Genomic DNA, 13,140 nt, shown 5'->3' with positions numbered 1-13,140 from the left:
CCCCGCAGTGCCGGGCGGAGCGGCCGCCCGGCAGTGACCGCAGTCGCCGCGCGAACTGCGTGAGCCCTGGAAACGAGCGAGAAGTGTACGAAGGTCCGGTACAGGATTTGATCGACGAGCTCGGCAGGCTGCCGGGCATCGGTCCCAAGAGCGCGCAGCGCATCGCCTTCCACCTGCTCGCGGCCGAGCCCGCGGACGTGACCCGGCTGCAGGAGGTGCTGCAGAAGGTCAAGGAAGGCGTGGTGTTCTGCGACGTCTGCGGCAACGTCTCGGAGGAGGCGACCTGCCGCATCTGCCGGGACACCCGCCGCGACAAGACGCTGGTGTGCGTCGTCGAGGAACCCAAGGACGTGCTGGCCATCGAGCGCACCCGCGAGTTCAAGGGGCGCTACCACGTCCTCGGCGGTGCGCTGGACCCGCTGTCCGGCGTGGGCCCGGACCAGCTGCGGGTGCGGGAGCTGCTGGCCCGCATCGGCACGGACGAGATCACCGAGGTGATCATCGCGACGGACCCGAACACCGAGGGCGAGGCGACCGCGACGTACCTGGTGCGCTTGCTGCGGGACTTCCCGGGCCTGACGGTGACCCGCCTCGCCTCGGGCCTGCCGATGGGCGGCGACCTGGAGTTCGCCGACGAGCTCACCCTCGGCCGGGCCCTCTCCGGCCGCCGCGCCCTCTGAAGCCCGCGCCCAGGCGGTGTCCCGCGGGCGCGCCGGGCGCTCCTGGGAACGCCGGCTCGCGGGTGCCGCGTCCGAGTGCCGGGGCGCTGTGCGCGCGTGCGGTCAGGGGGCCCCGCGGGCGCGGCGGCTCGCGGTCGGGGCGGTGGCAGTTTTTCCCGTATTTACCGGATGCCCCGGTGGGCGAGGAGACCTCGCGGAGGGGTCGAAGTCGCTGGTCCGAATGGGTTCGTGTCCGGTGTGCACCGATTCCGCGGCAGGCTGCGAGTAGCCGGATCGTAACTTCGGGGACTCCACCGAAAGCGTGATGCGAGTTAGTCTCACGGAACTCTGAGACCTGAGACACACCCGAGGTACTTCCATGAGCAGAGCTCCATCGGGACAGCGTCGCGCGACCACGAGGCGCCGTGTCGCCACCGTCGGCGTCGCCCTCGTCGCAGCCGCCTCGCTGGCCGCGTGCGCGGAGTCGCAGCGCGGTGCGGGCGGCGGTGAAGGCGGCACGTTCACCTTCGGCGCGGCCGGCGCACCGGACGGCTTCGACCCGTTCTACGCCTCCGACGGCGAGACCTTCCGGGTCACCCGCCAGATCACCGAGGGGTTGGTCGGGTTCAAGCCGGGCTCTGCCGACGTCCAGCCGGAGCTCGCGGAGTCCTGGGAGCACAGCCCGGACGGCAAGACGTGGACGTTCAAGCTGCGCACCGGGGTGAAGTTCCACGACGGCACCGACTTCAACGCCGAGGCCGTGTGCAAGAACTTCCAGCGCATGTACGAGCAGACCGGTGCCGGGCAGAACTACGCGCTGTCCTACTACTGGATCGAGAACTTCGGCGGCTTCTCCGACGGGAAGAACCCGTCGCTGTACGAGTCCTGCGAGGCGCCCGACCCGACGACCGCGGTGCTGCACCTGACCCGGGCCAGCTCGAAGTTCCCGGACATCCTGGGGCTGCCGTCGTTCAGCATGCAGTCGCCGACGGCGATGGAGAAGTACCAGGCCAACAACGTGCAGGCCCAGGGCGACAGCTTCATCTACCCGGAGTACTCCCGCTCCCACCCGACGGGCACCGGGCCGTTCAAGTTCGTCTCCTACGACGAGGGCAACGGCACCATCAAGCTGGAGCGCAACGAGGAGTACTGGGGTGAGAAGGCCAAGGTCAAGGAGCTGATCTTCCGGATCATCCCGGACGAGACGGTGCGCAAGCAGGAGCTGGAGTCCGGCGCCATCGACGGCTACGACTTCCCGAACGCCGCGGACCTCAAGGCCCTGCGCGACGCCGGGCACAACGTCCAGGTCCGCGACCCGTTCAACATCATGTACCTGGGCATCACGCAGAAGAACAACCCGGCGCTGCGGGACCTGCGGGTGCGCCAGGCGCTGGCCTACGCGCTCGACCGGGAGACCCTGGTCAAGGCCAACCTCCCGGAGGGCGCCTCGGTCGCCACCCAGTTCTACCCGGACACCGTGGACGGCTACGCGCCGGACGTGCAGCAGTACCCGCACGACCCGGCCAAGGCCCGGCAGCTGCTCGCCGAGGCGGGCGTGCCGGACCTGACGGTGACCTTCTACTGGCCGACCGAGGTCACCCGGCCCTACATGCCGGACCCGCAGGGCATCTACAACGCCCTGGCCGAGGACCTGCGCGAGGTCGGCATCACCGTGAACCCGGTCAGCAAGCCGTGGAACGGCGGCTACATCGACGACGTCGACAACGCCCGGGCCGACCTGTTCCTGCTCGGCTGGACCGGTGACTACAACACGCCGGACAACTTCATCGGGACCTTCTTCGGCTCCACCGACAACCGGTTCTTCACCGGGGCGTCCCCGTGGGGCCAGGAGCTGGCCGACCAGCTGAAGGCGGCGGACAGCGAGCCGGACGAGGCCAAGCGGAACCAGATGTACCAGGACATCAACCGCAAGCTGATGTCCGAGTACCTGCCGGCCATCCCGCTGTCGCACTCGCCGCCGGCGATCGTCACCAGTTCCGAAGTGGAGGGTCTGCAGACCTCGCCCCTGACGGCCGAAGGGTTCGCTTCGGTGAGCGTCTCGGGTCAGTGAGCTGATGGTCCGCGCGGAACCGGCGTCCCGCACCGGGGTCGCCGGCTTCCGCGCGGAACCACGTTCGCTGCCGATCTGAGCAACGGGGGTTCGCGTGCTCCGCTACACCGTCCGGCGACTGGCGCAGATGGTGCTGGTCGTCTTCGTCCTGTCGCTGCTGCTGTTCGCCTGGCTGCGGTCGTTGCCCGGCGGACCGGTGTCGGCGCTGCTGGGAGACCGCGCCACGCCGGAGGCGCGGGCCCAGCTCGAAGCCGACCTCGGCCTCGACCAACCGATCTTCGTGCAGTACTGGCGCTTCCTCGAACGCGCCGTCACCGGCGACTTCGGTGTCTCGACCGGGGTCCAGCGCGGCACGCCCGCGCTCGAGGTGTTCCTGACCCGCTTCCCGGCGACGCTGGAGCTGTCGGTCCTCGCGCTGCTGCTGGCGGTCGCGGTCGGCATCCCGCTGGGCTACCTGGCCGCCCGCAAGCGCGGCAGCTGGCTGGACAACCTGAGCATCACGTGGTCGCTGGTGGGCGTCGCGGTGCCGGTGTTCTTCCTGGCGTTCCTGCTGAAGTTCGTCTTCGCCGTGCAGCTGGGCGTGCTGCCCGCGTCCGGCCGGCAGGACGCGGGGCTGGACGCCACGCGGATCACCGGCTTCTACATCCTCGACGGGTTGATGACCCGCGAGTGGGACGCCGCGTGGAACTCCTTCGTGCACCTCGTCCTCCCGGCCATCGCGCTGTCCACCATCCCGTTCGCGGTGATCTTCCGGATCACCCGGGCGGCGGTGCTGGACGTGATGGACGAGGACTACGTGCGCACCGCGCGGGCGAAGGGCCTGACCTCGATGGTCATCCGCCGCAGGCACATCCTGCACAACGCGATGCTGCCGGTGGTCACCACGATCGGCCTGCAGACCGGTGCGCTGCTGGCCGGGGCGGTGCTCACCGAGCGGGTGTTCAACATCGCCGGCATCGGGCAGGCGGTCGCGCTCGGGTTCGAGCGCAAGGACTTCCCGGTGCTGCAAGTGGTGATCCTGGCTTCGGCGATGGTGTACGTGCTGGTCAACCTGCTGGTCGACCTCTCGTACGCGTTGATCGACCCACGACTGCGGACACGGTGAGGTCATGGCTCTGAAGACGCAGCGCAAGGAACGCATCGACGCGCTGGCCGAAGCGTCGACGGACGCCGGGGTGAGCCTGGCCGCGTCGGCGTGGCGGCGGCTCAAGCGCAACCCGGTGTTCATCGTCGGGGCGGTGATCATCGCGGTGTTCGTGCTGGTGGCGCTGCTGTCACCGCTGCTGGCCCCGCACGACCCGGCGCTCCGGCTGCTGGTGGACCAGGTGTCGCGCGCGGACAACACGATCCCGCCGCCGCAGGAGGGCTTCCCGCTCGGCGGTGACCAGTACGGCCGCGACCTGTTCTCCCGGCTGCTGCTGGGGTCCCAGCAGACGCTGCTGGTCGCCGTGCTGGCCACGGTGATCGGGCTCGGTGGCGGGCTGGTGCTGGGCGTCCTGGCCGGCGCGTTCGGCGGCTGGGTGGACGCGTTGGTCATGCGCGTGGTGGACGTGATGCTGTCGGTGCCGTCGCTGCTGCTGGCGGTGTCCATCGGCGCGCTGTTCGCGCAGCAGACCCAGTTCACGGTGATCCTGGCGGTGGCGATCGTGCAGGTGCCGATCTTCGGGCGGCTGCTGCGCGGCACGATGCTCGCGCAGCGCTCCAGCGACCACGTGCTCGCGGCGCGGGCGCTGGGCGTGAAGGAGAGCTCGATCGTGTTCCGGCACATGCTGCCGAACGCGCTCGGCCCGGTGATCGTGCAGGCCACCCTGGTGCTGGCGGTGGCGATCATCGACGCGGCGGCGCTGTCGTTCCTCGGCCTCGGCGCGGCCGACGACTCGATCCCGGAGTGGGGGCAGATGCTCGGCGGCGCGCAGAACATCATCGACTCCCACCCGCAGCTGGCGTTCTGGCCGGCGAGCTGCATCATCCTGGTCGCCCTCGGCTTCACCCTGGTCGGCGAGTCCCTCCGGGACGCGCTGGACCCGAAGCGCCGGCGTTGACGGAGGGAACACATGGCACTGCTGGAAGTCCGCGACCTCTCGGTGGTCTTCGCCCGCAAGGGCGAGCCGCCGGTGACCGCCGTGGACGGCATCTCCTTCGACGTCGAACCCGGCCGCACCGTCGGCCTGGTCGGCGAGTCCGGGTGCGGCAAGTCGGTCACCTCGCTGGCGATCATGGGCTTGTTGCCGGAGCGCGGCGCGGAGGTCTCCGGTTCGGTGCGCTTCGACGGCACCGACCTGCTCGCGCTGCCGAAGCGGGAGCTCGACCAGCGCCGCGGGAGCGACCTGAGCATGGTGTTCCAGGACCCGCTGACCTCGCTGAACCCGGTGGTGTCGATCGGCCTGCAGGTGTCGGAGGTCATCGAGCGGCACCGCGGCCTGCGGCGCAGGGAGGCGCTGCCGGAGGCCGAGGACCTGCTGCGCCGGGTGGGCATCCCGGACCCGCGGCGCCGGCTCAAGGAGTACCCGCACCAGCTCTCCGGCGGCATGCGGCAGCGCGCGCTGATCGCGATGGCGCTGGCGTGCAAGCCGCGGTTGCTCATCGCCGACGAGCCGACCACCGCGCTGGACGTGACGATCCAGGCGCAGATCCTGCGGCTGCTGGCGGAGCTGGTCGCCGAGACCGAGACCGCGCTGATCATGATCACGCACGACCTGGGCGTGGTGGCCGGGCTCTGCGACGAGGTGAACGTGCTCTACGCGGGGCGGGTGGTGGAGCGCGCTGCGCGGCACGAGCTGTTCGCCCGGCCGCGGCACCCGTACACCGCGGGGCTGCTGGCCTCGATCCCGCGCCTGGACGCGCCGCGGGGCCAGCGGTTGTCGCCGATCGATGGCTCGATCAGCGACAACATCCCGTGGGACGCGGGGTGCGCGTTCTGCCCGCGCTGCCCGAACGCGCTGGAGGTGTGCGAGCAGCAGACCCCGGACGTGAGCGTCGACGTGGGGGCGCGCCTGCTGCGCTGCCACAACCCGGTCCGCGAGGCCCGCACCCCGGTGGAGGCCCCGTGACCCCGCGTCCTCCCGCAGCCCCGGTGGACATCGCACGTCCAACGTCAGTGGACCTCACGGAGCACGGACCCCGGTCGGGTGTCCTCTGTGGACGTCCGACGTCTTCGACGGGTTCTGGGGTTTCGATCCCCGCGGGAGTTGCGGACCGCTCGTCCAGGTCGGGTGTCCCCTGTGGACTCCTCGCGACTGCAACGGGGATCGCGGGTCCGGTCCCCACGGGAGTTGCGGACTCCCGGTCCCGGGTGGGTGGCTGCGGGGGACTCTCCGCGGCTCCCGTGGGGAGCTCACGTCCAACGTCAAGGGAACGCGCGGGGCGCCGGTCTCGGACCGGTGTCCGGGGACGAGCCGCTGCGGCTCCGGTGGGGTCACCGACCTCCCCCGAGCCCGCGGGCGGAGTTCGGTCGAACACCACGGAGGCGTCATGACGGCAGCGCCGGAGAAGCCGGAGACCGACGGGAACGTGCTGGTCGACGTCGAGGACGTCGCGGTGCACTTCCCGATCAAGCGCGGCGTGGTGCTGGACCGCACCGTCGGCCACGTCTACGCGGTGGACGGGGTGTCGCTGCGCATCGAACGCGGCGAGACCTACGGCCTGGTCGGGGAGTCCGGCTGCGGCAAGTCCACGCTGGGCCGCGCGGTGCTGCGGCTGGAGAAGCCGACCGCCGGCCGGGTGGTGTTCGACGGCGTCGACCTGTCCGGCATGAAGGGCGAGCCGCTGCGCCGGATGCGCCGCCGGATGCAGATGGTCTTCCAGGACCCGCTGTCCTCCCTCGACCCCCGGCAGTCGGTGCAGTCGCTGCTGGTCGAGGGCATGCGCGCGCACGGCCTGGCCACCGACCCCGCGGCCACCGACAGGAAGCTGCGCGAGCTGCTCTCGGCGGTGGGCCTGCCCTCGACGTCGCTGCGCAAGTACCCGCACGAGTTCTCCGGCGGCCAGCGGCAGCGCATCGGCATCGCCCGCGCGCTGTCGGTGGGCCCGGAGCTGGTTGTGGCCGACGAGCCGGTGTCGGCGCTGGACGTCTCGGTGCAGGCGCAGGTGCTGAACCTGCTGGAGGACCTGCAGGAGGAGTTCGGCCTGACCTACCTGGTGATCGCGCACGACCTCGCGGTGGTGCGGCACATCGCGGACCGGGTCGGCGTGATGTACCTCGGCGGCATCGTGGAGGAGTCCACATCGGACGACCTCTACGCGGAGCCGCTGCACCCGTACTCGAAGGCGCTGCTGTCCGCGGTCCCGGTGCCGGACCCGGTGGTGGAGGACACCCGCGAGCAGATCCTGCTCTCCGGCGACCTGCCGTCCCCGGCCGACCCGCCGTCGGGCTGCCGCTTCCACACCCGCTGCCCGTGGCGGCAGCCGAGCCGCTGCGACACCGAGCGTCCCGCGCTGCGCGAGCTCAAGCCCGGGCACCGGGTGGCCTGCCACTACGCCGAGGAGATCCGCGACGGCCGCATCCAGCCGCACGAGGTGGTCGCGCAGGCGGTCGACCCGACGGACTTCGGCGACCGGGACCTCACCTCGGCCGGATGAGGCCCCCGCAGCCCGCGGGAACCCGGCACCACCCGGCGTCGTCCCAGTGGACCGCAGGCGTGAACGGAGGTGGCGAGTGAGGTACAGCAGCGCCCAGCGGTGCAGCGCGTGCGACCAGCGGGCGATCCTCGCGGCGGCGACGGCCGAGCGGCTGGTCGCCGAGTCGGGCCGCACCCTGGTGGCCTACGAGTGCCCGGAGGGCAACGGCGTCCACGTCTGCAACCCGGACTTCGAGCGGATCGGGAGCCGCCGGTCCTGACGGAGGCCGACCCAGCGGGCCGGACGCCGCGGTGAGCGGGAGTCCGCCGGTGGCCGCCTGGCTCGTCGACGACATCACCGACACCCGCTCCGGCGGCGGGGAAGGGCGACCGCCGCGTGCGGGCGCCGGACGTCGATCGTGGTCGGGCCGATCACGGCGCGGCCGCCCACGCCGCCGAAGGAGGCCGTGACGACGTGGGCGATGCCTGCCCGGCGGACTCGCGGGTGCCGAGCCCAGCGCCCGCCTCCCCGGCACGCTCAGCGGGGAACCGGCCCCGGGGCACCCGGCGCTCCCGCGGGGACCGGGGCGGGTCGCCGGGAGCGCTGCAGGCTGCCGAGGAACACCCCGGTGACCACCACGGCGCCCGCCGCGAGCTCCACCGGGTGCGGGCGCTCGCCCAGCACCAGCCACGCCAGCGTGAACCCGACGACCGGCACCAGCAGCGAGAACGGTGCCACCCGGCTCGCCGGGTAGCGGCCCAGCAACGTCGTCCACAGCCCGGAGCCCACGATCGTCGCGAGCAGCGAGGTGTAGGCGAGGCCGCCGAGCGCGGACCAGCCGGTGGGGGACTCGGCGACGCTCGCCAGCGCCTCCCAACCCGCGGTGGGGCCTTCGAAGAGCGCCGACAGCGCGAACATCGGCAGCGGCGGGACGACGGCGATCCACAGCGTCAGGTGCAGCGGGTTCGGCGCGTTGGCCTTCCGCGCGCACAGGTTGCCCACCGCCCAGGACAGCGCGCCGCAGACGGTCACCAGCACCGGCAGCAGGGCGGCGTTCTGCGCGCGGTGCCAGCCGATGAGCACCATGCCGGCCACGGCGGTGAGGATGCCCACGACCTGCAGCGGCGAGATCCGCTCCCGCAGCAGCAGCGCCGCGAGCGCCACGGTGAACGGCGCGGACGCCTGCTGCACCAGCGACGCCAGTCCGGTCGGCATGCCGATGCGCATCGCCACGAACAGGAACGCGAACTGCAGGGCGCCGAAGAACAGCCCGTAGCCGACCAGCCACGTCCACGGGACCCGCGGTCGCGGCACGAACAGCAGCAGCGGCAGCAGCACGGCGAACCGCAGCCCGGCGAAGAAGAGCGGGGGGAAGTGCCCGAGCCCGACGTCGAGGGCGATGAAGTTGGCGCCCCACAGCACGGCGACGAACAAGGCCAGCGAACGGTCCCGGGCATGCACGTCCTCCACCCTGAGCCGCCGAACCGTGAAGGACAAGCAACAGTGTCTGCAACATCTGTGTAGGGTTCCTTCATGGACGTGCGCAGGTTGCGGTTGCTGCGGGAGCTGGCCGACCGGGGGACCGTCACCGCCGTCGCCGCGGCGTTGTCCTACACGCCGTCCGCCGTGTCGCAGCAGCTCCGGGCCCTGCAGGCCGAGGTCGGCGTGCAGCTCACCGAGCCCGCCGGTCGCGGCCTGCGCCTCACCGACGCCGGGCGGGCGCTGGCCGCGCGGGCCGACGAGGTGCTGGCCGCGCTCGACCGGGCCGAAGCCGAACTGGACAGCTACCGGTCCACGCCGCGCGGGGTGGTGCGGCTGGCGATCTTCCCGTCCGGGGCGTTCCTGCTGCTCCCCGGCCTGCTGCGGCGGATGGCCGCGCACCCGGAGGTGCGGCTGGAGTGCCGGGACGTCGACATGACCCCGGCGGAGGTCCCCGGCCTGACCGCGGACTTCGACCTGGTGGTCACGCACCGGGACGACCAGGCCCCGCCGCTCGACGGCGAGCGGGTGGCGATCACCCCGCTGCTGCGCGAGCCGCTGGACGTCGCCCTCCCGCTCGACCACCCGCTGGCGGCGCAGGAGCGCGTCGAACCGGCCGAGCTGGTCGAGGAGCCGTGGCTGAGCGTCGACGTGGGGTTCCCGGTGGACGACGTGCTGCGCTCGCTGGCCGTCCGCACCGGCGTGCGGCCGCGGGTCGTGCAGCGCATCAACGACTTCCGGGTCACCGAGGCGCTGGTCGCCGACGGCCACGGCGTCGCCCTGCTGCCGCGCTACTCGGCGAACCGCCGCGCGGTGGCGCTGCGCCCGCTGGGCGGCGTCCGCGCCGGCCGCAACATCGAGGTCGTCTCCCGCCGCGGCACCGCCGAACGCCCCGCCGTCCGGCTCGTCCTCGACGAGCTCACCGCCGAAGCCGGCCGCATCGTGGGGTGAAGGGCGCCTCTCGCACGGTGCCCTTCGCGCTTCCCCCGCTCCGGTGGGCGGCCTGGTGCCGGCTACGCCGGGCCGTGGTCGGCGGCCCAGCGGCAGATCGCGGCGACCTCCTCGGCCTGGTCCGGCAGGGTGGTGTCCGCGATGCCGACCACCGGGATGTGCCCGTCGTGGAAGACGTCGTCCGGGCGCGGCAGGAAGCCCTTCTCGTGCACCCCCGTGCTGCCCGGCCCGGGAGTGCCTTCCGCCAGGTGGCCGGTGGTGCGGGCGTAGCGGGTGAGCACGCGGGGCTTGCGCAGGTCGCGGTCCACGCCGTACCACTGCTGGCTCAGCGGGAAGACCGCCGACAGCGCGTCCCACCACCCCTCCACCGCCAGCAGCAGCTCGGGGTGCCGCTCGTGCAGCTCGGCGACCAGCCGGCGGCAGCCGTCCACCACGTCGTAGCGCGGGTCGTTGAACCAGAAGCCGAGGGTGTCCAGGAACGCCGCGTCGACCCCGAAGTCGCGCACGGTCGCGGAGATCGACTCCACCAGGTGCGCGCGGAACGCGGGTTCACCGGGGTTGAGGAACACCTGGTCGCCCTCGCCGACCCGGTCGGCGTCCCAGTCCGGCCGGTTCAGCAGCTCCACGTAGCGGTCGGTGTCGTTGCGCAGCACCGCGCGCTCCCATCCCGGGTACTGGACGACGTTCGCGCCGTGGCCGCCGTACATCGGCATCAGCCGCACGCCCAGCTCCCGCGCGGTGCGGGTGAGCGCGGCGAAGCCCTCGACGCCGCCCAGGTCCTCACCGGGGCGGTACTGCGGGTAGGCGTAGTAGTAGCGGCCCTCCCACCCCGGCAGGTAGGCGAGCACGCGGTGCGGCTCGATGTGCTGCGCCACGAACCGCAGGGCCTCGGCCATCTGCGCGAACGTGTTGAACACGTACCCCGTCCAGTGCTGGCCGTGCAGCGTCACCACCAGCGCGATGTGGCGCACCCACTCCGGCACGTCCGGTCGGGTGCTCCACGGCTGCAGGCCCTGCGCGCTCTCCACGAACGCCAGGTGCGCGTCCAGGTCGGCGTCCGCGGCGTACCCGTCGGTGCCCAGCCGGAGCCGGATCGGCGGCACCTGGTACCTGGTGGCGCGAGCGCTGGCCATCGGCAGGTGCACCAGCTCGGCGATCGGGCCCGGCGCGTAGGGCGGGTGGTGCACGTGCAGGACCTGCCGCCGCACCAGCGGGTCCCGGACGCTCAGCGTCAGCCCGCTCTGCTCGGTGCCCGCGGCCACCCACGGGGTGGCCCAGTCCGGGCCCGGGTACTCGAGCTGGAAGCGCTGGCCGTCGACGCCGTGCGCCCACCCGCGCGCGGTGTTCGGCGCCCACCACCCGGCGCGCAGCTGCTCGGCGGGCAGGCCGCGCAGCAGCAGCTTGACGGACTTGATCGGCTCGGTGTGCCGCGCCGCGATGGACCACTGCAGGGCACCGCCGTCGTCGCTGATCTCGACGTCGACCGAGCCGGCCTCCACCGGCACCTGCTGGCCGAGCCGGGCGTACCGGTCGGCGTGCAGCCGCCGCCCGTCCTCGCTGAGCCGGGCGCTGGTGAGGCCGTAGCCGTTGGTGGTGGTGAACACCTGCAGGGCCCATTCGACACCGGGGGCGCCGGGGACCGGGAAGTAGGGGTCGCGCGGATCGAAGCTGAGGTCGGTGTCGATCAGTCCCACGCGGCGCCCTCCTATCGGCTCGGTCCGCCGCTGGTGGCGAACCCGACGGCCTGGTCCAGCAGTGTGGCGAGCCCGTCGGCCTCGTCGGCGGTGAAGACGAGCGTTCCGCCCGGGGGCAGCACGACCGCGACCCGGTCACCCACCACGAGCACGGACATGGTCCCGGTCGTGGGCGGTCGGCACGGGATGCGCCACCGCAACTGCTCGCACGGGTCTTCGGTCGGCCACATGTTCACCTCGGCACGGCTGTCTTCCGGTGCCTGACTGAACCCCGTGCGCAACCCCGCATCAAGTTCGATACCCCGATCGAGTGGCGCGGGCGGTGGAGATCGCCGCAGGTTCACACGCACCGAGCAGTGGCGACCCAGCGGGAGGCAGAGGGAGGGCCGGTCCCCGACTTCGAAACCCCCGTCCCCTCCGGCCCGTCCCCCTGACCCCGTTTCTCCCCAGGGGCGTCGCTGAAGCATCCCGCGACGTGGCTCCATCCTGCCGAGCGGACCGCGCGCGCAGTACCGTCTTTGGTCGAGTGTGTTGAGCGGACCGGACGCTGACCTTGCTGCGTCTCGAGTACGACTCCGGGAGTACGCGCTCAGCTCGGCGCGGTCTCGAACTCCTCGCCCGCCACCTGGTACAGCTCCGCGTACCGGGCGAGCCGGTCGCGGTCGAGCTGCACCCCGATGCCCGGCGCGTCCGGGAGCCGCAGCCGGCCGCCGGGGTGCGGCAGCGGACCGCCGTCGACCACGTCGTCGGACAGCAGGGCGCGGTAGGACTGGTTGGCGTGGTCGAACCCGGGCGTGGCCGCGATGAGGTGCGCCGCCGCGCAGGTGGCCACGCCGAGCTCGCCGAGGCTGTGCTTGACGACCGGGATGCCCGCCGCGTCGCACAGGCCCGCCGAGCGCTTCAGGTTCAGCAGCCCGCCGTCCAGCGCGTTGTCCACCGCGATCGCGTCGGCCGCCCCCTGCTGGACCACCTCGAGCTGGCGGGCGCGGCACGGCTGGTCGGCGAGCAGCGGCACCCCGGTGTGCGCGCGCAGCCGGGCCAGCTCGGCCACGGTGCAGGCGGGCACCGGGTGCGCGACGAACTCGATGTCGTACGGCGCGAGGGCGCGCAACGCCCGCGGCGCCGTCGACGTGGACCAGGCCCCGCCGGCGTCGACCCGGAGCGACCGGCCGGTGCCGATGCCGTCCCGGACCGCCGCGACCCGGGCCACGTCGGTGGCGAGGTCACCGGACCCGACCTGCACCTGGAAGCTCCGGGACCCGGCGGCGGCGCCCAGCGCGGCCCGCTCGCGCATCCGCTCGGGCGTGTCGGCGGGGACCTGGTGCAGGTACTCGACGTCCTCGCGCAGGGCGCCGCCGAAGAGGTTGACCAGCGGTTGGCCGCAGGCCTTGCCGATGATGTCCCAGCAAGCCATGTCGATCGCGGCCAGCGCCGGGCTGGTCGCGCCCGCCGGGTGCCGGGTGCTGATGGCCTCGCCGACGCGGGTGAGCCGCTCGACGTGGAACGGGTCCTCGCCGATGGCGAACCGCTCGACCGCCCGCAGCACGGCGAGCACGATCTCCGCCGACGGGTGCGCCGGAGCTTCGCCGAGCCCGGTGATGCCCTCGTCGGTGTCGATCTCGATGAGCACGCTGACCACGCCGCGCCGCTGTCCGGGCGGCCACTGGTCGCCGTCGTGGAACGGCACGGCGACCGGGATGTGCCGGATGCCGATGATGCGCACGACGCC

Annotated in this window: 12 protein-coding genes; 8 read left to right on the top strand and 4 right to left on the bottom strand. The window is 72.6% G+C overall.

Features of this window, described 5'->3' with window-relative positions; translation table 11 throughout:
* Nucleotides 1–83: 83 nt before the first annotated feature.
* The 7 genes from recR to HNR68_RS02295 all read left to right on the top strand — a co-directional run bounded on the left by recR (nucleotide 84) and on the right by HNR68_RS02295 (nucleotide 7,567).
* Entirely contained in the window at nucleotides 84–680 is a 597-nt protein-coding gene (recR, locus tag HNR68_RS02325) for a recombination mediator RecR (protein WP_179717173.1), read from the top strand.
* Nucleotides 681–1,038: 358 nt separating this feature from the next.
* Nucleotides 1,039–2,730, top strand: a complete 1,692-nt coding sequence (locus tag HNR68_RS02320; protein WP_179717171.1) for an ABC transporter substrate-binding protein — start codon at nucleotides 1,039–1,041, stop codon at nucleotides 2,728–2,730.
* Between the two features lie 94 nt (nucleotides 2,731–2,824).
* A complete protein-coding gene (locus HNR68_RS02315; RefSeq protein WP_179717169.1) occupies nucleotides 2,825–3,835 on the top strand; it encodes an ABC transporter permease subunit in 1,011 nt (336 codons plus the stop codon).
* Nucleotides 3,836–3,839: 4 nt separating this feature from the next.
* Complete coding sequence (locus HNR68_RS02310; RefSeq protein WP_179717167.1) at nucleotides 3,840–4,772, top strand: ABC transporter permease; 933 nt, start codon at nucleotides 3,840–3,842, stop codon at nucleotides 4,770–4,772.
* A gap of 12 nt (nucleotides 4,773–4,784) precedes the next feature.
* Nucleotides 4,785–5,780 carry an ABC transporter ATP-binding protein gene (locus HNR68_RS02305; protein WP_179717165.1) on the top strand — a complete coding sequence of 332 codons (996 nt, stop codon included), beginning with the start codon at nucleotides 4,785–4,787 and terminating at the stop codon, nucleotides 5,778–5,780.
* Between the two features lie 421 nt (nucleotides 5,781–6,201).
* On the top strand, nucleotides 6,202–7,308 hold the full coding sequence (locus HNR68_RS02300; RefSeq protein ID WP_179717162.1) for an ABC transporter ATP-binding protein: 1,107 nt from the start codon (nucleotides 6,202–6,204) through the stop codon (nucleotides 7,306–7,308).
* 76 nt (nucleotides 7,309–7,384) lie between these two features.
* Nucleotides 7,385–7,567, top strand: coding sequence for a hypothetical protein (locus HNR68_RS02295; RefSeq protein ID WP_179717160.1), 183 nt, complete (start codon nucleotides 7,385–7,387; stop codon nucleotides 7,565–7,567).
* Between the two features lie 257 nt (nucleotides 7,568–7,824).
* On the opposite strand, the gene HNR68_RS02290 is transcribed toward HNR68_RS02295, so the two are convergent.
* Nucleotides 7,825–8,748, bottom strand: coding sequence for an EamA family transporter (locus HNR68_RS02290; RefSeq protein ID WP_179717158.1), 924 nt, complete (start codon nucleotides 8,746–8,748; stop codon nucleotides 7,825–7,827).
* Nucleotides 8,749–8,820: 72 nt separating this feature from the next.
* On the opposite strand from HNR68_RS02290, the gene HNR68_RS02285 reads away from it, so the two are divergent.
* Nucleotides 8,821–9,717, top strand: coding sequence for a LysR family transcriptional regulator (locus HNR68_RS02285; RefSeq protein WP_179717156.1), 897 nt, complete (start codon nucleotides 8,821–8,823; stop codon nucleotides 9,715–9,717).
* Nucleotides 9,718–9,779: 62 nt separating this feature from the next.
* Here the strand turns inward: HNR68_RS02285 and HNR68_RS02280 are convergent, their stop codons facing one another.
* From HNR68_RS02280 to HNR68_RS02270, 3 genes are all read right to left on the bottom strand, one after another.
* Entirely contained in the window at nucleotides 9,780–11,411 is a 1,632-nt protein-coding gene (locus HNR68_RS02280; RefSeq protein ID WP_179717154.1) for a hypothetical protein, read from the bottom strand.
* An 11-nt stretch (nucleotides 11,412–11,422) separates the two neighbouring features.
* Entirely contained in the window at nucleotides 11,423–11,641 is a 219-nt protein-coding gene (locus HNR68_RS02275) for a hypothetical protein (protein WP_218888171.1), read from the bottom strand.
* 359 nt (nucleotides 11,642–12,000) lie between these two features.
* Complete coding sequence (locus tag HNR68_RS02270; RefSeq protein WP_179717150.1) at nucleotides 12,001–13,134, bottom strand: enolase C-terminal domain-like protein; 1,134 nt, start codon at nucleotides 13,132–13,134, stop codon at nucleotides 12,001–12,003.
* Nucleotides 13,135–13,140: the final 6 nt, after the last annotated feature.

The organism is Saccharopolyspora hordei (assembly GCF_013410345.1).
Classification (GTDB): domain Bacteria; phylum Actinomycetota; class Actinomycetes; order Mycobacteriales; family Pseudonocardiaceae; genus Saccharopolyspora; species Saccharopolyspora hordei.
This window is presented reverse-complemented; position numbering and strand designations above follow the sequence as displayed.

Excerpts from the sequence above, each read along its gene's own strand:
- HNR68_RS02320 (WP_179717171.1), top strand. The coding sequence starts at position 1,039 with ATGAGCAGAGCTCCATCGGGACAGCGTCGCGCGACCACGAGGCGCCGT.
- HNR68_RS02310 (WP_179717167.1), top strand. The coding sequence starts at position 3,840 with ATGGCTCTGAAGACGCAGCGCAAGGAACGCATCGACGCGCTGGCCGAA.
- HNR68_RS02305 (WP_179717165.1), top strand. The coding sequence starts at position 4,785 with ATGGCACTGCTGGAAGTCCGCGACCTCTCGGTGGTCTTCGCCCGCAAG.
- HNR68_RS02300 (WP_179717162.1), top strand. The coding sequence starts at position 6,202 with ATGACGGCAGCGCCGGAGAAGCCGGAGACCGACGGGAACGTGCTGGTC.
- HNR68_RS02285 (WP_179717156.1), top strand. The coding sequence starts at position 8,821 with ATGGACGTGCGCAGGTTGCGGTTGCTGCGGGAGCTGGCCGACCGGGGG.
- HNR68_RS02275 (WP_218888171.1), bottom strand. The coding sequence starts at position 11,641 with ATGTGGCCGACCGAAGACCCGTGCGAGCAGTTGCGGTGGCGCATCCCG.